This window comes from Brevundimonas sp. NPDC090276 (genome assembly GCF_044772165.1).
Lineage (GTDB): Bacteria > Pseudomonadota > Alphaproteobacteria > Caulobacterales > Caulobacteraceae > Brevundimonas.
In genome coordinates this window covers 203,572-223,192 of the sequence record NZ_JBIVYK010000003.1, presented here as the reverse complement: position 1 = coordinate 223,192, position 19,621 = coordinate 203,572, and the positions used below count along the sequence as shown (strand labels likewise).

Here is a 19,621-nt window from a genome sequence, read left to right as displayed (position 1 = left end):
AACATCGCCGCCGAATCTTTTTCTGGAGGGGCCCATGCGTATTCTGGTGGTCGAGGACGACGCCGAGGCGGCGACGGCGATGGTGCGAGGTCTGTCCGAGGCCGGGCACGAGGTGACGCACGCCGTGGACGGCGCCTTCGGCCTGCTGGAATCGCAAAAGGGCGGCTACGACGTCTATGTCGTGGACCGCATGATGCCGCGTCTGGACGGCGTCGGCATGGTCGAGACGGTGCGCAAGGGCGGCGATCAGACGCCGGTCCTGTTCCTGTCGGCCCTGGGCGAGGTCGAGGACCGGGTAACGGGCCTGAAGGCCGGCGCCGACGACTATCTGGTCAAGCCCTACGCCTTCGCCGAGCTGATCGCGCGGGTCGAGGCCCTGGCCCGCCGTCGCGAGACGGGCGGGGTGCAGACCGTGCTCAAGGTCGGCGAACTGGAGATGAACCTGATCGGCCGCACCGTGCATCGCGGCACGACCGAGATCGACCTGCAGCCGCGCGAGTTCCAGCTGCTGGAGTTCCTGATGCGCCACGCAGGTCAGTCGGTGACGCGCACCATGCTGCTGGAGAAGGTCTGGGAATACCATTTCGACCCCCAGACCAATGTCATCGACGTCCACATCAGCCGCCTGCGCTCCAAGATCGACAAGGGCTTCGACAAGGCCATGCTGCAGACCGTGCGCGGCGCGGGGTACCGGCTGGAGGCTTAAGGCCCCCGCATGAAGCTGCCCTCGCTCTTCCGGCGGACGCCGTTTCGGCTGACGCTGCTGTTTCTGGCGCTGTTCGTGGCCACGGCCAGCGCGGTGCTGGCCTATGTCTATGTCGCTTCGGCATCGGAGGCGCGGGCGCGGGCCGAGGCGGGGGTCCGCAGCGAGGTCGAGGCCCTGACGGCGGTCTATCGCACGCGCGGCGTCGACGCCCTGAACCAGGCGCTGGTGGACCGGACGCTGCGGGGCGGATCCTATCTCTATCTGCTGATGGACAAGGACCGGAAGACGATCACCGGCAACATCTCGACCTCGCCGCTGGAGCCGGGCGCGGCGGTGCAAGGCGGGCGCTGGGACGATTTCCGCCTGACCGACACCGACGAGGAGGGCCGCGTCCGCAAGCGTCAGGCCATTGGCGTGGAGATGCCGCTGTCGGGCGGCGAGCAGTTGTTCGTCGGCGAGGACATTGGCGATATCGAAGCCTATCTGTCGCGGCTGACCCAGGCCCTGTGGGGGGCCATGATCATGGTCCTGATCCTCGGCATTGGCGGCGGTCTGGTGATCAGCCGCCGCGTCGAGAAGTCGATGAGCGGGCTGAACCGGGTGGTCATGGCGGTGCAGGAGGGCGACCTGAAGGTGCGCGCCCCCGTCACCCATTCCGGCGACGAACTGGACGAACTGGGCCAGGGGCTGAACACCATGCTGGACCGGCTTGAGGCCTCGATGGCCTCGATCCGCCACGCGGGGGACGCCATCGCCCACGACCTGCGCTCGCCGCTGACGCGGATGCGGGCCAAGCTGGAGGTGGCGCTGATGGACGCCGACGCCGGCAAGGTGTCGGGCGTGGATGCTCTGGGCGTGGCGCTGGACGAGGCGGACCTGCTGTTGAAGACCTTCAACACGGTTCTGGCCATCGCCCGTCTGCAGGCGGGCGGGGCGCCCGATCCCAAGGTGTTCGACGCCGCTGAACTGGCCACCGACATGGCCGAGCTCTACGAGCCGTCGGGCGAGGACAAGGGGCTGGAGTTCTCGGCCGAGATCGAGAAGGGACTGATGATCGAGGGCAACCAGCCCTTCCTGGCCCAGGCCCTGGCCAACATCATCGACAACGCCATCAAGTACACCCCCGAAGGCGGGGCGGTGAAGTTCCGGGCGAGGCGGCGGTCGTCGGGCGAGATCGAGTTCTCGGTCACCGACACCGGGCCGGGGGTGCCGGACGAGGATCGCGAGCGCGTGCTGCAACGCTTCGTCCGGCTGGACAACAGCCGCACCGAGCCGGGATCGGGTCTGGGCCTGTCGCTGGTGACGGCGGTGGCCGAGGCCCACGGCGGACGGGTGCAACTGGACGAGGGACCGGGGGCCTATGGTGGGCAGGGGCCGGGCCTGCGCGTGGCCCTGGTCCTGCCGCCAGCGAGCGGGACAGCGGACGGATGAGCGAGCATCTGGGGGGGCTGCTGACACCGTGCGGGCCGGTGCGCCATGCCGACGCGGCGGCGCGCATCCACGAGCAACTGACCGTGGCGGCGGACGAAGGCGGCTGGCGCGCGAGCCTGGACGAGGCCTGGGCGGCGCTGGAGCCGGTGTTTGCGGCCTCGCCCTATCTGGCCGGGCTGGCGCGGCGCTGGCCCGAGCGGTTGCGGCAGATTCTGGAGACGGCGCCCGAGACGCGGTTGGCCGAGATTCTGGCGACGACCGACGCCATCGACGGTCTGGCGGACGAGGCCAGGGCGCCGCTGCGCTGGCTGAAGGCGGAACTGCATCTGCTGACGGCCTTGTCGGACCTCGGCGGGGTCTGGAATCTGGAGGCGGTGACGAGCGCCCTGTCGCGGTTCGCCGACGCCGCGGCCCAGGCGGCGCTGCGCTGCGTGGCGCATGACCAGAGGCGGCGCGGCAAGCTGACTTCGGCGGCGGACGACCCGCGCGGGCCGGTTCCCGGCCTGTTCGTCCTGGCCATGGGCAAGGGCGGTGCGTTCGAGCTCAACTATTCCTCGGACATTGACCTGTCGCTCTTTTTTGAGCCGGAGGCGCTGGAGAGCGCCCTCGGCGAGGGCGTGGAGGCGCAGAGCTTTGTGAACCGGCTGGCTCAGGGTCTGGCCAGTCTGCTGAGCGAGCGGACGGCGGACGGCTATGTCTTCCGCGTGGACCTGCGGCTGCGACCCGACCCGTCCTCGACCCCGCCGGTGGTCGCGGCGCCCATGGCCCTGGCCTACTACGAATCCGTCGGCCAAAATTGGGAGCGGGCTGCCTTCATCAAGGCGCGGGTCTGCGCCGGGGACGCCGCCGAGGGCGCGGACTTCCTCAGGGCCTTGGTCCCCTACATCTGGCGACGCAGTCTGGACTACCAGGCCGTGCTCGACATCCAGTCGATCAAGAAACAAATCCACGTCCACAAGACCGGCGAGGGGCTGGAGGCGGCGGGCGCCAATTTGAAGCTGGGCCGCGGCGGCATCCGCGAGATCGAATTCTACGTCCAGACCCAGCAGCTGATCCTCGGCGGGCGCGACAAGGGCCTGAGGTCATCGCGCACGCTGGAGGCGTTGGACGCCCTGACCGAGCGCGGTCATGTGACGCGCGAGGCGCGCGATGAACTGACGGCGGCCTATTATGAGCTGCGGGCGCTGGAGCACCGGGTGCAGATGCTGGCCGACGAGCAGAGCCACGTCCTGCCGGCCGATCCAGAGCGCCGCGCCGACGTGGCGGCGCTGGCGGGGCATGGCGATCTGGCGGCGTTCGACGCCGGGGTCGAGGCCGTGCTGGTCGGGGTCAACCAACGCTATGGCGAGCTGTTCGAGGACGGCGAGGAGCTGTCTTCTCCTTACGGGAGTCTGGTCTTCACCGGGGTCGAGAACGATCCGGGGACGCTGGAGACGCTGAAGCGGATGGGCTTTTCCGAGCCGGCGACCGTGTCCGACACCATCCGCAGCTGGCACCATGGGCGCATTCCGGCGACGCGGACGGCGCGGGGGCGGGAGCTGTTCACGCGGCTGGCTCCGCAACTGCTGACGGCGGTGGCGAAGACGGGGGCGCCGGACGCGGCCTTCCGCAGGTTCGCGGTCTTCTTCTCGGGCCTGAGCGCCGGGGTTCAGGTCCAGGCCCTGTTCCTGAACCAGCCGAAGCTGTTCGATCTGGTGGTCGGGGTCATGGCCTTTGCGCCGCGTCTGGCGCGGGCGCTGGGACGCCAGCCGCAGGCCCTGGACGGAGTGCTGGACGCGCGCTTCATGACGGCGCTGGGCACCGACACCGGCCTGGCCGATCAGGTGGTGCGCGAGGCCCATGAGGCCGGCGACTTTGAAAGCGCCATGAATGCGGTGCGCCGTCTGCACCGCGAGCAGACCTTCCGCATCGGCATGCATGTCGTCACTGGCCGGACCACGGCCGAGCAGGCCGGGCTGACCAATACCTCCCTGGCAGATGCCTGCATGAAGGGCCTGGCGCCGGCGGCCCTGACCGAGGCCGAGCGGATGGGCGGGGCGTTCGAGGGCGCGGTCGCCGTGGTGGCCCTGGGCAAGGCTGGATCGCGCGAGATGACGGCGGGGTCCGATCTGGACCTGATGACGGTCTATGCCGCGCCGCCCGAGGCGCTGTCGGCGGGCAAGGGGTGGAGCGCGGATCTCTTCTATGGGCGGTTCACCCAGAGGTTCATCGCCGCCCTGTCGGCCCACACCGCCGAGGGCGGGCTGTATGAGGTGGACATGCGGCTGCGGCCGACCGGGTCCAAGGGGCCCGTGTCGGTGCGGCTGGAGGCGCTGGAGGCCTATTACGCCGAGGAGGCCGAGACCTGGGAGTTCATGGCCCTGACGCGCGCGCGTCTGGTCTGGGCCAGCGACGCGGCATTCGGCGCGCGGGTCGAGGCGGCCCTGGAGGCGGCGCTGCGGCGGCCGCGACCGGGGATCGACGTGGCGCGTGACGTGCGGGCGATGCGAGACCTGATGGACCGCGAGCGGCGGCCCAAGGGCTTCTGGGACCTGAAGCTGTCGGCGGGGGCGCAGGTCGACGCCGAGTTCGTGGCCCAGTACCGCCAGCTGTGCGCGGCGGCGGCGGGCGAGCCGTTGACCGTCTCGACGCTGGAGGCGCTGAAAGGGGATCCCGTCCTGGCCGAGAGCTGGCGGACGCATCAGCAGCTGGGCCAACTGATGGCCTGCGCTTTCGAGGACAAGGGCGACCCCGACGCCGAACCGGCGGGCTTCCAGCAGCGGCTGGCGGAAACGGCGGGGGCGCCGGACTTCGAGGCGCTGAAGACGCAGTTGATCGATCTGCGGCTGAGAGCACGAGGGGCGTTCGAGGCGGCGCTGCCCGCCGTGACGGACGTCAGGCGCGACGGAAACTGATCCGGGCGGCGTTCTATTTCTCGACAGGGAGTTTTCGGGCCTCGGCCCGTGGAGACCATCGAGATGAACAAGACCCTTGGCGGCGTGGCCGCCATCGCCCTTCTGACGGCTTTCAGCGGCGTGGCCGTGGCGCAGACCGCCGCGCCGCAGCGCCCGGCGCGCGCGGCCATGATGCAGCCGGTCTCTCAGGCCGATTTCGTCCAGCGCCGGGTGGAGCGCCTGCGCGCGGCTGACGCTAATCACGACGGCACGGTCACGGCCGAGGAAATGCGCGCCGCCGGTCAGGCCAAGCGCGCCGAGCGCCGCGCCGCCATGTTCGAGCGTCTGGACGCCAACAAGGACGGTGCGATCAGTCGGGCCGAGTTTGATGCGCCACGCGCGGACGGCCAGCGGGCGGGACGTGGCGAGCGTGGCCATCGTGGACCGCGCGCCGAACACGCCGGTCGCGGCCATGGCGGCGGGATGCATCGCGGGGCGCAGCATATGGGGCGCAACGGCGAAGGTCGCTTCCCCGTCGTCATCGCCGAGGCCGAGCGCAAGGCGACTGAAACCTTCACGCGGCTGGATGCTGACCACAACGGAAGCCTGACCGGCGAGGAGCGTCGCGCTGGCATGCAGGCGCGTCGCGCCGAGATGCGTGAGAAGCGCCAGGAACGCCGTCAGGCGGCGCCGGCGGCGTCGCCTTCGACGCCCGCTTCGGAGTAGGGTGATGTCGGGGAAGGCGGTCCGACCGTCGGCCCGTTTCGTGAACGGCGAAAGAGGCTGGATTGGCGAAGACCGCCGACCCCGACGAGGAACTGGTGCGGCGCGTGGGTCAGGGCGACCCCGCGGCGATCCAGGCCATGGTCGCTCGCAAGCTGCCGCGCATGCTGACGCTGGCGCAGCGGATGCTGGGCGACGCGGCGGAGGCTGAGGACGTGGCGCAGGAGGCGATGCTGAGAGCCTGGCGACAGGCGCCCCGCTGGACGCCGGGTCAGGCGAAGTTCGACTCCTGGCTGCACCGGGTGGGGCTGAACCTCTGTTATGATCGGCTGCGGCGTCGGCGCGAGATCGCGACGGACGCGCCGCCGGATCGGCCCGACGACGGGCCGGCGCCCGATCGCGGCCTGCTGGCCATGGAGACGGGGGCGCGGGTTGAGGCGGCCCTGGCGAAACTGCCCGAGCGGCAGCGCGAGGCCATTGTCCTGTGTCACTACCAGGAACTGGGAAACATCGAGGCGGCGGGGCTGATGAACGTCAGCGTCGAGGCCCTGGAGAGCTTGCTGTCGCGCGGACGGCGGGCGTTGCGGACGGCGCTGGCCGATATGGCGCCGAATGCAGTGAGAGCGGCGAATGGGTAAGGCGGGGGCTGGAACCATGACGATGACGTACGAGCGTTTTGAATATCTGGCCGACGCCTATGGCGGCGACCTGCGGCGCTGGCCCGAAGGCGAGCGTGAGGCAGCGCGCGCCCTGCTGGCGAGCGATCCGCGCGCGGCGGTCCTGCTGCGCGAGGCGGACGGACTGGACGCGCTTCTGGACGCCGCGCCGCGTCCGGTCGCATCGCACGCCTTGCGCGAGGCGGCTATCGCCAGTGCGGCGGGGGCGGGCCTGAAGGCGCGCCGTCGCGGTCCTGGGCCTCTGGCCTGGCTGTCGGGCGCCGGATGGGCGGCGGCGGCCTGCGCCGGGGTGGTGTTCGGGGTCAACCTGACCAGCCACCTGACCGCCGACGTCCAGGCGGACGCGGTGCTCTATCAAGCCAGTCTGACCAGTGCGGACGACACGGAGGTTCTGGGCGGATGACGTCGCGCAGTTTGAAGATCGCCCTGGCCGTTTCGGTCGCCCTGAACGTCTTCGCCGTCGCGGCGGTCGGCGCCGTCTGGGTGTCGCGCGACAAGATCGAGCATCGGATCGCCGAGGCGCACAAGCCGGGGCCCCGGGAGCCGGTCTGGGATGTCATCGAACGGATGGACCCGGCCGTGCGCGATCAGGTCAAGGCGCAACTGCGCGCGGCGGCCATGCAGGCGCGGCCTGACTTCGAGGAGGCGCGGGCGGCGCGGCGCGAGGCCATTGCCCTGACCGGCGGCGAGACCTTTGATCCGGTGGCGGTGGCCGCCCTGCTGGAACGCTCGCGGGCGTCCGAGGCGCGCGGCCGCTCGCGGCTGGAGACGGGGGCGGTCGAGACCCTGAGCCACCTCAGCCCGGCCGACCGCAAGGCCCTGGCCCCCATCCTGTCGCGCCACAAGGCGAAACGGGAGGCGCGCAAGCCCGAGAAGGCCGAGAAGCCGGTCACGCCCGTGGCGGCGGCGCCTGCTACGGCGCCGGTCCGGCCGTAATCTTGTCCCTCATCCCGGACGGCCGTCAGGCCGATCCGGAACCGCGGCATCGGCAGTAGGGCTGACCGCCTAAACCGACTGTCTCAGCTGACCTGACGAACGTCAGCTGAGAATGGGAAGCGGACAAGCGATCAAGCTGTGAGGTCAGGGGCTGTCGTCAGTTTTCGACGGCGAGATCGGGGATGTATTGGGCGGCAATCTGGTCGACGAACTTCTGGGGCGAAGCGCCCATAAGGTTCGTCAGAACGATCACCGTCAGGTCGTCCTCGGGGTAGATGAAGATGGCCGCGCGGTCGCCGCCCGTGGGCGTGATCGCGGGATGTTGCGCGCGGCGGATGGACGGCCAGCCCAGTCCATAGCCGTTGATGGTCCGGTTGAACCCGCGATAGCTTCCGTCGGGCAGTTGCTGCGGCGTCCAGAGCTGTTCGAGCCCCTTTTCGCTGACCAGTTTCCGATCCTGCAGCGCGATGACCCATGCGGCCAGATCTCGAGCCGTGGTCTGAACGCCGCCGGTGGGATGCATGTAGGCCGGCCACGTCTCATGGCGCGCCATCGGGGTCTCGCTGCGCTCGACGCCGACAGCCCTCATGCCCTCCATCTTCAGCGTCAGATAGGTATAGAGCGAGGCCAGCTCGGGCACGGTGTCGGCAGTATTTCCAAAGCGGGCCTGCTCCATGCCCGCCGCGTTGAACTGTCTCTCGCGAACGAAATCGACGAAGGGCTTGCCCGAAATCTTCTCGATGATCTTGCCCATCAGGGCATAGCCGGTCTGATTGTAGGCGTACTGCGTCCCGGGCGTATATCGCAGGGGCAGTTCCTGCACCTTCGCCCAGGCGGCGTCGGGCGAGGCGCCGTCGATCAGTCGGGTGTTGTCGTCGATGATCTCGGGCAGGCCGGACGTGTGCGTGAGGACCTGGCGGACCGTGATCGCTTCCCACGACGCCGGAAGCCCTTCGAGATACTGCGTCACCGATGCGTCGAGATCGAGTTTTCCGGCCTCGACAAGCTGCATCGCCGCGACGCCGGTGAACGCCTTGCTGATCGAGTTGACGCCGAAGACCGTGCGTTCCGTTACCGGCTTCGCGGTCTCGAGGTCGGACTGGCCGTAGGCGCCGGTGAATATGATTTCGTCGTTTCTCACGATCGCCAGTTGAAGCCCCGGAATACGGCGAGAAGCCATCTCGTCTTGAACCAGGCGTTCAATCGCGGCGGTCTTGTTGTCCGCTTCTGCGGTCTGCGGCGCCTGGGCGTTAGCGTTGTCGGCAAGACCGCCCATGATCGCAATCAGGCCGATTGCGGCAGAAATTTTGTTCAGCATTTTTTGGCTATCCAGAGCTTGGGCGCAACGACGCGTTGACTGAGAGAGGGGCTGGTCTTGGTCGTCGATTGGCCCGTTCGCCGCACGCTCGTCCATCGCGGCTCGGTCAATGGTGCGCCTCGATCGGTGAATGGCCGGGCGTCCCGGTGAACGGTCGCCTCAGGGGCCGCCATGGTCGAAATACGACCTTGGAGTGAAGTTGCAGGACGGACGCCCGGCGCGGGTGATCCGCGCTTGTCACTGACGATGTTCGGGCAAGCGCCGTTGCCTAGATCCTAGATCTTCGGCTCGCGGGAAGAGCGGCTCAGGCCGCTTGAGACTGAACCCGCTGGACGGGGGCGCCGAGCGGGGCCATGGCGCCTTCGGGAGCGCGGATGGGCAGGTCGAACCAGACGGTGGTGCCGTGGCCGGGTTCGCTTTCGATAGTCATCTGGCCGCGATGCAGTTCGATCAGGGACTTGGTCAGGGCGAGGCCCAGGCCAGTGCCTTGCGTGGTCTTGGAGTGCTGGCCCTCGACCTGTTCGAAGGGCTGGGCCAGACGTTCCAGGTCGACGGCGGCGATGCCGATGCCGGTGTCGGTCACCGAGACGCGCACGTGATCGGCGTCGTGGAGCGCGACAGTGACGGTGACGGCGCCGCCCTCGGGCGTGAACTTCACCGCATTGGAGATCAGGTTCAGCATCACCTGTTTCAGGCCGCGATGATCGGCCTCGACCTCAAGCGTTTCGGGCGCGACCAGGCCGAGTGTCAGGCCGGCCTCCATCGCCTTGCCGCGCATCAGGCGGATGGCGTCGTTGCACAGGGCGTTCAGCGACACGGCCTCGTAGTGCAGGGTCAGCTTGCCGGCCTCGATCTTGGCCATGTCGAGAATGTCGTTGATGAGGCTGAGCAGGTGCTGGCCGGACTGGTGGATGTCGGCGGCATAGCCCTTGTAGCGGCGGTCGCCGAGCGGGCCGAACATCTCGCCGGCCATGATTTCCGAGAAGCCGTTGATGGCGTTCAGCGGGGTGCGCAGCTCGTGGCTCATGTTGGCCAGGAACTCGGACTTGGTCTGGTTGGCGGCCTCGGCGCGGGTCATGGCGACCTCGTACTTGCGGGCCAGCAGGGACAGCTTGGCCTCGCGGTCCTCCAGTTCGACCACCATGGCGCGCAGTTCGTCGGCGGCGCGGCGGCGCTCGGCCTCCTGACGGCGGATGACGGTGATGTCGGCGCAGATGACCACGGTGCCGCCGTCGCCGGTGAAGCGTTCGGCCATCTGCAGCCAGCGGCCGTCCCTCAGTTCGACCTCGCGCACCCCGGCGCGGCCGCTGGCCGAGGGGTGCTCGGCCTTGATGGCCTGGGCGGCGATCTGGTTGAGGGCGTCCTTCTGGGCGCCGCGCACGACGACGCCGGCCGGGAAGGCGAAGGCGTCCTGGAAGGCCTGGTTCCACAGAATCAGGCGGCCCTGACGGTCGAACAGGACGAAGGCGTCGGACACGCTTTCGATGCCGTCGCGCAGACGGTTCTCGGCGGCCTGGGCCTGGGCCTTGGAGCGGCGGGCCTCGGTGATGTCCAGCGCCACGCCCAGCAGGCTGGTGAAGCCCGCGTCGCGACGCGGCTGGCGCGACTGACCGCGGGCGTCGATCCAGCGGACGCCGCCGGACTTGAGCGGAATGGGGAAGGTGACGTCAAAGACGCCGGCGGCGGCGGCGCGGTCCAGGGCGTCGACCAGGGTCTCGCGATAGCGGGGGTGGACCTTCTCGATCAGGGCCTGGGTGGTCAGGACGGCGCCGGGCTCGACCTCGAGCAGGGCGGCCATGTAGTCGGACAGGACGACCTCGCCGCGGGCCAGATCCCATTCCCATACGCCACAGCGGGCGGCCTCGACGGCGACGCGGAAGCGGCGCTCGGTGTCGGCCCACTGACGGCCCGCACGGGACTGACGCCAGTTCTGGATCGCCAGCACCATCAGCATCAGCACGACCAGGATCAGCGGCGCGGCCAGCATCCAGGCGTCGTCCAGCCAGGCGGACAGGCCGCCGGTCGCGGGCATTGAGGCCACGACCGCCTGACCGGAAGCGCCCGCGAGGGCCGAGCCGATCAGGCGCAACTTGCCGTCGGCGTCCTTGACCGGACGAGTTGCGTCGGCGGGAACCTGACCGGCGAGGACAACGCTGAGGCTGGCGTCGCTCAGTTCGGCCTTGAGCGAGGGCAGGGGCGTGCGGGCGACGACGGCGCGTCCGTCCTTGAGCGGACGTCGGATCAGCAGGGCGTCGCCGTGCAGGGCGTAGGCGGCGGAGCGGGCCGCGGCGGGGTCGGTCTTGCCGCCCACGGCCGCGAGAACCTGTCCGTCGGCGTTGGTGACGACGAAGCCCGCCTCGGGGGCGACGACGCGGGCGCGGTCCAGGGCCTCGACGGCCTGGGCGGGATGCTCGGCCAGGTCGCGGGCGATCAGGTCGAGGGCGCGGTCGGTCAGGGTCAGGCGGGCGGCGATCTGGTCGGCGGCGCGTTGGGCGTCCAGCGCCAGGGCCTCGATCTTGAGCGCTTCGGCCTCGCGCCGCGGGCGGCCGTCGTCGCGGATGACCAGTAGGGCGTAGGCGGTGATGACCAGAGCGACGGCGAGCAGCAGGGCGCGCACCCACGGCAGGTGGCCGCGCGTGGTCTGGTCCGTGGCCCGACGGCCCGGCTGATAGCTGCGGCGCTCCTTGCCCTGCAAGCCGACCTCTCATCCTGAACAGCAGGCGGGAATCTAGGCTGCGTCGCGGATTCCTGTCGAGGCCCGCAGGGACGGGGTTTTCACCTTAGAGGCGAACCGGTGCAGGAAAGACTCAGGCGGCGTCCTCGGCGGCCGGCGCCGAGGCGCGCGGGGCGTCGCCGGGTGCGGCGAGGACATCGGTGATCTGGCGCAGGACGTCGCGGGCGCGACGGGCCATACGGAGGCTTTCCGGCGGGGCGTCGTCGGGGGCTTCGGAGACGGTCTCGATCAGTTCGCGGGCCAGTTCCATCAGGTCGGGCGCGGCGGCGATCAGGCGGGACTGGAACTCGATACGCTCGGGATCGCGGTCGTATTCGGCGCCGGGCACGCGCCAGCCGCCCCAGTCGGCCTTGTCGGTGACGACCACCGGATAGGAGCCGGGGAAGGGGTGGTGAGCGCAGTCGGCCGGTTCCTGCCACTTGTTGCGGGCGCGCAGAATGCGCCAGTCGCCCAGGGCGGTGGCGGCGACATTGTCCTCGGCCGGAAGTTGCAGCTCGGCGGCCTGGAACTCGCGCCCCAGGCCGACCTCGTAGGTGATGCGCACCGGTTCGTCGAAGCCCTTGGCCCAGACGGGCAGTACCTTTTCGACCTGGGCCCAGGCGCCGACGCTTTCGACCCAGACCTTCTGACCCTTCTGGAACTGCGCGCGCGCCATGGACGTCTCCCCGGATGTAGAGAGCCAGAATGGCGCAGCAGCGGTTATCGCCGGGTTCCGCGACGTGGTTAGCGCGCGGTAAGGACTGGGTCAGGAGGGGCGGGAAATCTCTTCCAGCGCCTCGCCGGCATACTTCTCCTTCACCCGTGTGGACAGGTCGCCGAGCGAAACGATCCCTACCAGACGGCCGTCCTTGTCCACGACCGGCAGGCGGCGCACCTGGCGCGAGCTCATCAGGTCCAGGGCGACCTTCAGCTCGTCGTCGGCGCGGACGACCAGGGCGTCGCGGCTGAGGAACTCGACCACGCGCGCGGTGGGCGCGGCGCCTGCCGCCACGGCGCGCACGGCGATGTCGCGGTCGGTGAGGGCGCCCACCAGATTCTCGCCGTCGGCCACGGGGATGAAGCCGAAATCGCCGGCCGCCATGCGGGCGGCCACTTCCTGAAGGGTGTCGTTGGGACGGGCCACCTGCACGTCCTTGCTCATCACGTCGCGGATCTTCATGGGTCTCTCCAAGAGGCTCTGGCTTGGGCTTGGGAACCCACGACGACCGGGGCGGTTCCGGCGCGAGCGGAACGAGGCTCGCAATCGCGACGCTTCGTCCCCACAATGGAGGCTTAATCCGAAGGGTGAGCGATGGCCGAGGCGGCGACGGGACTGGATCTGGGCCATGTGGCGGCTCTGCTGGCGGCGGGGGTCGTGGCGGTGCCGGTCTTCCGCAAGATCGGGCTGGGCTCGGTCCTGGGCTATCTGGCGGCAGGGGCGGCCATCGGGCCGTTCGGCCTGGCCCTGTTCCGCGAGCCGGAGACCATCCTGCACGTCGCCGAGTTCGGCGTGGTCATCTTCCTGTTCATCATCGGTCTGGAGATGCGGCCCAAGCGTCTTTGGGGGATGAGGAACGAGATCTTCGGTCTGGGCGCGGCCCAGGTCGGGCTGGCGGGGCTGGCCCTGACGCTTGTGGCCATGGCGGCGGGGGTGTCGGCGCCGGTGGCCTTTGTCGGCGCCATGGGCTTCGTCATGTCCTCGACCGCCGTTATCGTGCAGATGCTGGAGGAGCGGGGCGACCTGCCGACGCCGCAGGGGCAGAGGGCGGTCAGCATCCTGCTGTTCGAGGATTTGGCCATTGTGCCTCTGCTGGCCATCGTCGCCATTCTGGCCGCGTCGGTCGGGACGGCGAGCGAGAGCGCCACGCCCCTGTGGCAGACCATCGGCCTGGCGGTCGCGGCGGTGGCCGGGGTGCTGGTCGCCGGGCGTTACGCCATCAATCCGGCCTTCCGCTTCCTGGCGCGCAATGGCGGGCGCGAGGTGATGACGGCGGCGGCTCTGCTGGTGGTGGCGGGCACGGCCTGGATCATGAACGAGGTGGGCCTGTCGATGGCCATGGGGGCCTTCCTGGCCGGGGTGCTGCTGTCGGACTCGACCTTCCGGCACCAGCTGGAGGCCGACGTGGAGCCGTTCCGCGCCATCCTGCTGGGGCTCTTCTTCCTGTCGGTCGGCATGGCGCTGGACATCGGGGTGGTGACTTCCGACTGGCGCATCGTGGTCGCCGGCTTGCTGGCCTTCATGGTGGTCAAGGCCCTGGTCATCTATGTGGTCGCCCGGCTGTTCAAGGCGCGCCACCACGAGGCGATCGAGCGGGCGGCTCTGTTCGCGCAGGGCGGCGAGTTCGCCTTTGTCCTCTATGGCGCGGCGGCTGCGGGCGGGGTCATCGATGGTCAGGCTAGCGCGGCCCTGACGGCCATCGTCATCCTGTCCATGGCCCTGACGCCGCTGACCACCCTGGCGATGAAGCGCTGGCTGCCCAAGGAGGCGGGTCTGTCGCCTGAAGAGGCCGAGGGCGTGGACACGGCCGAGGGCCTGCGCGGTCAGGTGCTGATCATCGGCTTCGGTCGCTTCGCCCAGGTCGTGTCGCAGCCGCTTCTGGCGCGCGACGTGGACGTGTCCATCATCGAGAACGACGTGGAGATGATCCAGGCGGCGGGGAACTTCGGCTTCAAGGTCTATTACGGCGACGGCACCCGGCTGGACACGCTGCGGGCCTCGGGCGCGGGCAAGGCCGAGGCGGTGCTGGTCTGCGTCGACAAGCCCGAGGCCGCCGACCGCATCGTGCAACTGGTCAAGTCCGAGTTTCCGGGCGTGAAGCTGTTCGTGCGCGCCTTTGACCGGGGCCATTCGCTGCGCCTGATCGAGGCGGGCGTCGACTATCATATCCGCGAAACCTTTGAATCGGCGCTGAAGTTCGGCGAGGCGGTGCTAGTCGATCTGGGCGTGTCCGAGGACGAGGCGGCCGAGACCATCGCCGACGTGCGCCGCCGCGACGCGGCGCGGCTGGACCTGCAGGTGACGGGCGGACTGACCGCCGGGCGGTCGATGATGCGCGGCAACGCCGTGACGCCGGAGCCCGAACCCTACATCAAGCCCAGCCGTCCCGGGCGGCTGCTGAACGAGGATGAGGCCGGTCCCCCGGCGCCCTTGAACGAAGAACAGGCCGACTGAGCATGGCGAGCGTCGATCTTGCCAAGCGGGCCTATGACCACGGCTGGCGGCTGGACCCCATCGTCCGCAGCCTGCTGGACACCGACTTCTACAAGCTGCTGATGCTGCAGCTGATCTGGCGCAAGCATCGCGACGTGCCGGTGACGTTCAGCGTCATCAACCGCACGACGTCGGTGCGGCTGGCCGAGGAGGTGGACGAGGCGGAGCTGCGGGCGCAGCTGGATCATGCGCGGACGCTGCGGTTCTCGAACCGCGAGCTGATCTGGCTGGGCGGCAACACCTTCTATGGGGTGAAGTCGATCTTCAGCCCCGACTTCCTGGCCTGGCTGGCTGATTACCGCCTGCCCGAATACGACCTGTCGCGCGGGGCGGACGGGCAGTTCCGGCTGGAGTTCTCGGGCGGGTGGGCTGACGTCACCCTGTGGGAGATTCCGGCCCTGTCGATCCTGAACGAGCTGCGCAGTCGCAAGGCTCTGCGCCGTCTGGGCCGGTTCGAGCTGGATGTCCTCTATGCGCGGGCCAAGACGAAGCTATGGGGTAAGGTCGAGCGGTTGCGGAAGCTGGAGCCGCTGTCGATCTCGGACTTCGGCACGCGGCGGCGCCACGGTTTCCTGTGGCAGGGCTGGTGCGTCGAGGCGCTGAAGGAGGGGCTGGGGAGCGCCTTCATCGGCACGTCCAACGTCCTGCTGGCCATGAACAACGACCTGGAGGCGGTGGGCACCAACGGCCACGAACTGCCCATGGTTCTGGCGGCCCTGGCCGGGGACGACGACGCGGCCTTGCGGCGTGCGCCCTATCAGGTGCTGGAGGAGTGGCGGGCGACCTATGACGGCAATCTGCTGGTGGCCCTGCCGGACGCCTTTGGCACAAGGGCGTTTCTGGCCGATGCGCCGGATTGGCTGGCCGATTGGAAAGGGTTCCGGCCCGACTCGGCGCCGCCGATCGAGGGCGGCGAGGAGATCCTGGCCTGGTGGTCGGCTCAGGGGCGCGACCCGCGTGAGCGGCTGCTGGTCTTCGCCGACGGCATGGACGTGGATACGATCGAGGCGACTCACGCCCACTTCAAGGGGCAGGTGCGGACCAGCTTCGGCTGGGGCACCAATCTGACCAACGACTTCCGCGACTGCGCCCCGGCGCCCATGCCGGAGCTTACGCCCATCTCCCTGGTCTGCAAGGTGACGCGGGCGGGCGGGCGTTCGGCGGTCAAGCTGTCGGACAATGTCGAGAAGGCCACCGGCGACCGGGTCGAGATCGACCGCTATCTGCGGGTCTTTGGCGAGGCGGGACGGGGGCGTCAGGCGGTCACCGTCTGAGGGGGAACCGCCAGGTTTTCTGAGGCATTTGGCTGGAGGCGGCGGTCGGCGTCGTCTCACCCAGCGGGATGCGCGTCATGACCACCTATAACGTCGGCTATATCGTGGGGTCTCTGGCCAAGGGCTCGATCAACCGCAAGCTGGCCAAGGCCCTGATCCGGCTGGCGCCGGAGAAGCTGAAGCTGCACGAGATCTCTTACGCGGACCTGCCGCTCTATTCCTATGACCACGACGGCGACTATCCGGCCGCAGCGACGACGTTCAAGGCGGCGATCAAGGACTCGGACGCCATCCTGATCGTGACGCCGGAATACAACCGCTCCATCCCCGGCGGGCTGAAGAACGCCATCGACTGGGCCAGCCGGCCCTATGGCGCCAACAGCTTTGCGCGCAAGGCCACGGCGGTGATCGGAACCTCGCCGGGGGCCATCGGCACCGCCGTGGGGCAGCAACATCTGCGCAGCATCCTCAGCTTCCTGCAGGCGCCGCAGATGAATGCGCCCGAGGCCTATATCCAGTTCACGCCGGGTCTGATCGACGACGACGGCCATGTCTCGGTCCAGTCCACCGAGGACTTCCTGCGGGCCTATATGGAAGAGTTCCACCAGTTCATGGCGCGGGTGCTGACGGTCTTGCCGCGCGACGCCTGATCCATCAGGGAGGCGGGATCGTATTCGGACAGCCTCACATCAGGACCGTCGCTTGCCCGCCTCATCACCCGTCATCCTGTGGTTCCGCCGCGACCTGCGGCTGGCCGACAATCCGGCCCTGCACCACGCTCTGGCGACGGGGCGGCGCGTGCTGCCGGTCTATGTGCTGGATGCGCGGCTGGAAGGACGCCCCATCGGCGCGGCCTCGCGCTGGTGGCTGGACAAGAGCTTGCGGGAGCTGGACGCGGACCTGAGGGCGAGGGGCGGGCGGCTGATCCTGCGGCGCGGCGATGCGGAGGCCGAGCTGCGCCGCCTGATCGAGGAGACGGGCGCCGATCAGGTCTGCATGAACCGGCTGTTCGAGCCGGAGGCCTTCGCCCGCGACGCCGACATCGCCCATGGGTTGAAGGCGGAAGGCGTCGAGTGCCGGGGCTTCAACGCTGCGCTGATGTGCCGACCGGGGGCGGTGCTGAACGGATCGGGCCAGCCCTACAAGGTGTTTACGCCCTTCCTGAAGGCGCTGCTGAGCGTCGCTGAGGCTCCGGCTGGGTTGGACGCGCCCGAGGCGATGACGGTCCCGGATGACGTGGCGAGCGAGGCGGTTGACGACTGGGGTCTGCATCCGACGCGGCCCGACTGGTCGAGCGGCTTTGTCGGGACGCCGGGCGAGGCGGGGGCGAAGGCGGCGCTGGCGGCCTTTGTCGCGGGCGGTTTGAAGACCTACGCCACGGATCGCGACCGGCCGGATCGGGACGGGACCAGCGGGCTGGCGGCCCATCTGCATTGGGGCGAGATCGGTCCGTGGCGAGCCGTCCAGACGGCGCGGGCGGCGGCGGCCGAGGGTCGGGTTCCGGCGGGTGAGGCGGAGAAGTTTGTCGCCGAGATCGGCTGGCGCGAGTTCTCGGCCCACCTGCTGCACCACTTCCCCTGGCTGCCCGAGCGGGCGTTCAGACCCGAGTATGACGCCATGCCGTGGCGCGACGATCCGGCGGGGCTGGCGGCGTGGAAGGCGGGGCGGACGGGCTATCCTCTGGTCGACGCCGGGATGCGCCAGCTGTGGGCGACGGGGACCATGCACAACCGGGTGCGGATGGTGGTCGCTTCCTTCCTGATCAAGCACCTGCTGATCGACTGGCGCGAAGGCGAGGCCTGGTTCTGGGACTGCCTGACCGACGCCGATCTGGCCAGCAATGTGCAGAACTGGCAGTGGGTGGCGGGATCAGGCGCCGACGCCGCCCCCTATTTCCGTATCTTCAATCCGGTGGTTCAGGGCGAGAAGTTCGATCCTGAGGGGCGCTATGTGCGGCGTTGGGTTCCCGAGGTGTCACGCCTGCCGGATCGCTGGCTGCACGCGCCGTGGACGGCACCGCCGATGGTGCTGAGCGAGGCGGGGGTGCGGCTGGGGGCGACCTATCCTCGGCCCATCGTCGATCACGTCGAGGGGCGCGAGGGGGCCTTGGCGGCGCTGAAGACGGTCAGCGCCAGTCGGGACGAAAGCGATTAATCTAGCGACCAGACGCGCGAGCGTTTGACCTCCTGGTCCTCCAGCTCGCGAGTGGTGGGGACGGTGTATTCGGCCAGCAGGGTCAGGCCGGATTTCGGGAAGTAGGTGCGGCCCGGGTCGCCGACGATGACGCGCGTTCCGTTGGCTTGCGCCTGTTTCAGCCAGGCCAGAACCGCCTCGGCCATCGGCTTTTCATAGAAGACGTCGCCGGCGCAGATCAGGTCGACGGGCGGCGGCGGGGCGTCCAGCAGGTTGGCGTCGGTGAAGGCGATCTCGACGCCGTTGGATGTCGCGTTGGCGGCCACGGCGGCGGCGCAGAAGGGGTCGATGTCGGCGGCGAGAACCGAGGCCGCGCCCGCCTTCATCGCCGCGACGGCGACCAGACCTGAACCGGTGGCGAGGTCGATGACGCGCTTGCCCGCGACCTGATCCGGGTGGTCCAGCAGCCAGCGGGCGAGCGCCTGACCGCCCGCCCAGGCGAAGGCCCAGAAGGGCGGGGGCAGGCCCATGGCGCCCAGTTCTTCCTCGGTCAGTCTCCACAGGGGCGTGATCTCATCCGCCAGCCACAGCGAAATCTCCGGCGCGTGCGGCACGGATTGCAGCCGGGTGTTGGCAGCGATGAAGTCGGGCGCGTTGGCGGGGGTGAGGCGCATGGGCGGTGTCTAGGGCGCAGGCAATTGTTTGTCATCCCGGGAAGCCCTGAGGGCTATCTGGGGCCGCAGGAAGCGCAGGCGGCGGCGTTTTGGGCGGTCCCGGCTCTGCGCCTCGCGGGGCGAGGCTGGGCTGGGATGGCAAAAAATCATGCTGGCCTGACAAAAAGTCAGGTTGACATGACATGTCGTTGACGTAAGGTAGTCCTTACATTCAGTCAGGAGCGCCTTCCATGTTGACGATGACCAAACAGACCACCCCCGCCGGTCGCCGCTATGTGATCCGCACCATGGCCTTCATGGCCGGCTATGTCGCCGTCATGCTGGCGACCATCGGCGGGGCCTTTGATACGATTCAGGGCAAGCCCGCGGCCTGGGTTCTGGCCCTGGCGGTCGCCGCACCTATCGCCGGCCAGATCTGGGCGACGTTGAGCTTCATGCGTGACAGCGACGAGTTCGTTCGCGCGGTGACGGCCAAGCAGTTCATCGTTTCTGCGGGCGTGGCCATGGCGGCCTTCAGCGCCTGGGGCTTCGGCGAGAGCTTCGCCGGGGCGCCGCACGCTGAGGGCTGGATGATCTATCCGCTGTTCTGGGCCGTGTTCGGCTGCGTCTCGCCCTTCATCCGGTCGTCGAACTGATGAAGAACAAGCTGAAACTGCTGCGCGTCGAGCGCAACTGGACCCAGGAGCAGCTGGGTCAGGCGCTGGGGGTCTCGCGTCAGGCCGTCAACGCCCTGGAAACCGAGAAGCACGACCCCTCGCTGGACCTCGCCTTCCGCATTGCGGCCCTGTTCGCGCGCCCGGTGGAAGAGGTGTTCGAGAACCCGCACGCCTGACGTCTTTGTCAGTCTAACCTTACTTTTCCTGTCTCGCTTTTCCGCCGTCATTTCCGGGCCGCCTCGGAAAGCGATCTCGCGCGCCCGAACGCCGGGCGACGACGGCGGGTCCATCTCAAA

18 protein-coding genes are annotated in these 19,621 nt (G+C 69.1%); 13 read left to right on the top strand and 5 right to left on the bottom strand.

Annotated features, from left to right (window positions below):
• Positions 1–34 precede the first annotated feature (34 nt).
• The 7 genes from ACIQTU_RS12875 (at position 35) to ACIQTU_RS12845 (ending at position 7,346) form a co-directional block, all read left to right on the top strand.
• On the top strand, positions 35–706 hold the full coding sequence (locus tag ACIQTU_RS12875) for a response regulator transcription factor (protein WP_400547679.1): 672 nt from the start codon (positions 35–37) through the stop codon (positions 704–706).
• Positions 707–715: 9 nt separating this feature from the next.
• Complete coding sequence (locus ACIQTU_RS12870) at positions 716–2,137, top strand: ATP-binding protein (protein WP_400547677.1); 1,422 nt, start codon at positions 716–718, stop codon at positions 2,135–2,137.
• Positions 2,134–5,031 (top strand): bifunctional [glutamine synthetase] adenylyltransferase/[glutamine synthetase]-adenylyl-L-tyrosine phosphorylase, encoded by a 2,898-nt coding sequence (locus ACIQTU_RS12865; RefSeq protein WP_400547674.1) that lies wholly within the window; start codon positions 2,134–2,136, stop codon positions 5,029–5,031. The genes ACIQTU_RS12870 and ACIQTU_RS12865 overlap by 4 nt, the downstream gene beginning before the upstream one ends.
• Positions 5,032–5,094: 63 nt before the next feature.
• Entirely contained in the window at positions 5,095–5,736 is a 642-nt protein-coding gene (locus tag ACIQTU_RS12860) for an EF-hand domain-containing protein (protein WP_400547671.1), read from the top strand.
• Between the two features lie 62 nt (positions 5,737–5,798).
• Positions 5,799–6,371, top strand: coding sequence for an RNA polymerase sigma factor (locus tag ACIQTU_RS12855; protein WP_400547669.1), 573 nt, complete (start codon positions 5,799–5,801; stop codon positions 6,369–6,371).
• A gap of 16 nt (positions 6,372–6,387) precedes the next feature.
• Positions 6,388–6,813 (top strand): hypothetical protein, encoded by a 426-nt coding sequence (locus ACIQTU_RS12850; protein ID WP_400547666.1) that lies wholly within the window; start codon positions 6,388–6,390, stop codon positions 6,811–6,813.
• Positions 6,810–7,346, top strand: a complete 537-nt coding sequence (locus ACIQTU_RS12845; RefSeq protein WP_400547663.1) for a periplasmic heavy metal sensor — start codon at positions 6,810–6,812, stop codon at positions 7,344–7,346. Before ACIQTU_RS12850 ends, ACIQTU_RS12845 begins: the two co-directional genes overlap by 4 nt.
• 157 nt (positions 7,347–7,503) lie before the next feature.
• On the opposite strand, the gene ACIQTU_RS12840 is transcribed toward ACIQTU_RS12845, so the two are convergent.
• From ACIQTU_RS12840 to ACIQTU_RS12825, 4 genes are all read right to left on the bottom strand, one after another.
• A complete protein-coding gene (locus ACIQTU_RS12840; RefSeq protein ID WP_400547660.1) occupies positions 7,504–8,664 on the bottom strand; it encodes a serine hydrolase domain-containing protein in 1,161 nt (386 codons plus the stop codon).
• A gap of 304 nt (positions 8,665–8,968) precedes the next feature.
• Complete coding sequence (locus tag ACIQTU_RS12835) at positions 8,969–11,359, bottom strand: ATP-binding protein (RefSeq protein ID WP_400547657.1); 2,391 nt, start codon at positions 11,357–11,359, stop codon at positions 8,969–8,971.
• Between the two features lie 112 nt (positions 11,360–11,471).
• A complete protein-coding gene (locus tag ACIQTU_RS12830) occupies positions 11,472–12,053 on the bottom strand; it encodes a hypothetical protein (protein ID WP_400547654.1) in 582 nt (193 codons plus the stop codon).
• A gap of 90 nt (positions 12,054–12,143) precedes the next feature.
• The gene (locus ACIQTU_RS12825; protein WP_400547651.1) at positions 12,144–12,557 is read right to left on the bottom strand and encodes a CBS domain-containing protein; all 414 of its coding nucleotides are present in this window, start codon (positions 12,555–12,557) and stop codon (positions 12,144–12,146) included.
• A 132-nt stretch (positions 12,558–12,689) separates the two neighbouring features.
• On the opposite strand from ACIQTU_RS12825, the gene ACIQTU_RS12820 reads away from it, so the two are divergent.
• From ACIQTU_RS12820 to ACIQTU_RS12805, 4 genes are all read left to right on the top strand, one after another.
• On the top strand, positions 12,690–14,549 hold the full coding sequence (locus ACIQTU_RS12820; RefSeq protein ID WP_400547648.1) for a monovalent cation:proton antiporter-2 (CPA2) family protein: 1,860 nt from the start codon (positions 12,690–12,692) through the stop codon (positions 14,547–14,549).
• A gap of 2 nt (positions 14,550–14,551) precedes the next feature.
• Positions 14,552–15,862, top strand: coding sequence for a nicotinate phosphoribosyltransferase (locus ACIQTU_RS12815; RefSeq protein WP_400547645.1), 1,311 nt, complete (start codon positions 14,552–14,554; stop codon positions 15,860–15,862).
• Between the two features lie 77 nt (positions 15,863–15,939).
• Positions 15,940–16,512 (top strand): NADPH-dependent FMN reductase, encoded by a 573-nt coding sequence (locus ACIQTU_RS12810; protein ID WP_400547642.1) that lies wholly within the window; start codon positions 15,940–15,942, stop codon positions 16,510–16,512.
• A gap of 52 nt (positions 16,513–16,564) precedes the next feature.
• The gene (locus ACIQTU_RS12805) at positions 16,565–18,016 is read left to right on the top strand and encodes a cryptochrome/photolyase family protein (RefSeq protein ID WP_400547639.1); all 1,452 of its coding nucleotides are present in this window, start codon (positions 16,565–16,567) and stop codon (positions 18,014–18,016) included.
• Here the strand turns inward: ACIQTU_RS12805 and ACIQTU_RS12800 are convergent.
• Complete coding sequence (locus tag ACIQTU_RS12800) at positions 18,013–18,669, bottom strand: class I SAM-dependent methyltransferase (protein WP_400547636.1); 657 nt, start codon at positions 18,667–18,669, stop codon at positions 18,013–18,015. The genes ACIQTU_RS12805 and ACIQTU_RS12800 overlap by 4 nt on opposite strands.
• Before the next feature lie 230 nt (positions 18,670–18,899).
• Between ACIQTU_RS12800 and ACIQTU_RS12795 the strand changes: the two genes are divergently transcribed.
• Together ACIQTU_RS12795 and ACIQTU_RS12790 are read left to right on the top strand one after the other, a co-directional pair.
• The gene (locus ACIQTU_RS12795; RefSeq protein WP_400547633.1) at positions 18,900–19,304 is read left to right on the top strand and encodes a hypothetical protein; all 405 of its coding nucleotides are present in this window, start codon (positions 18,900–18,902) and stop codon (positions 19,302–19,304) included.
• Positions 19,304–19,501, top strand: a complete 198-nt coding sequence (locus ACIQTU_RS12790) for a helix-turn-helix transcriptional regulator (protein WP_400547630.1) — start codon at positions 19,304–19,306, stop codon at positions 19,499–19,501. The genes ACIQTU_RS12795 and ACIQTU_RS12790 overlap by 1 nt, the downstream gene beginning before the upstream one ends.
• Positions 19,502–19,621: the final 120 nt, after the last annotated feature.